Below are 844 nucleotides of genomic sequence, written 5' to 3'. Positions count from 1 at the left end.
TCCAACAACGACACGCTCAGCCACAACGACACCCGGTTCTTGAGCCCGGAGACCAACACGGTCAACCATGCCGGTGAGGACCAGCAGCAGGGCATCGGCAACTTCGGGTTGGAGTTCGGTGACATCACCTTCGGTGACAAGACCACCAACACCGCCACCGACGGCGGGGTGGTCAACACCGGCACCGCCGGCGATATCGATGCCACCAACGTCGAGGGCGACGGCAACGTCGTCGGCGATGACAACGAAAACGTCAACACCGGCGATATCGAGGACTCCAACGTCAACATCGGCGAGGACAACGAGATCGACGACAGCGGTGATCAGAGCGCCGGTGGGGACATCATCTCCGACAACGAGGGCCCGGTCATCAACGATGTCGACATGAGTGGAGGCAACGGTGGAGGCGCGGTCGGCGGTGACGGCGGCGGCGGTCTGATCGGTGTGGGCAACGACGGCGGCAACGCCACCGGTGGGGCCGGCGGTTCGGGTGGGGGCATCGTGATCAACGACAACGACACGACCACCACCACCGTGGGCGGTAACCAGACCACCGTCGGCGATATCGACGGCAGCGTGTCTGGGGGTATCTCGGGCGGGACGAGCATCGAGGACAACTCGGTGGACAACTCGGTGGACAATTCGGTCGACAACTCCGGGCAGGACAACTCGACTGACAACTCCGGTCAGGTCAACACCGACGTCGATGTGAGCACCACCGTCGACACCGGCCTGTTCTGAGTCCAACCACACAACGCCAGCCCAACCACACAACGCCAGTCCAACCACACAACGCCACTGGCGGGGATCAATCCACGATCCCCGCCAGTCGGCACGTCTACCG

Annotated in this window: 1 protein-coding gene; it reads left to right on the top strand. The window is 63.4% G+C overall.

The features are described 5' to 3' along the window. A partial coding sequence (locus tag AU072_RS24445; RefSeq protein ID WP_064416160.1) for a hypothetical protein occupies nt 1-741 on the top strand: 741 nt, incomplete at its 5' end. Between the last annotated feature and the right edge of the window lie 103 nt (nt 742-844).

The organism is Mycolicibacterium novocastrense (assembly GCF_001499835.1).
Classification (GTDB): Bacteria; Actinomycetota; Actinomycetes; order Mycobacteriales; family Mycobacteriaceae; genus Mycobacterium; species Mycobacterium novocastrense.
Note: the sequence above shows the minus strand (reverse complement) of the source record. Positions and strands in the feature narration are given on the sequence as shown.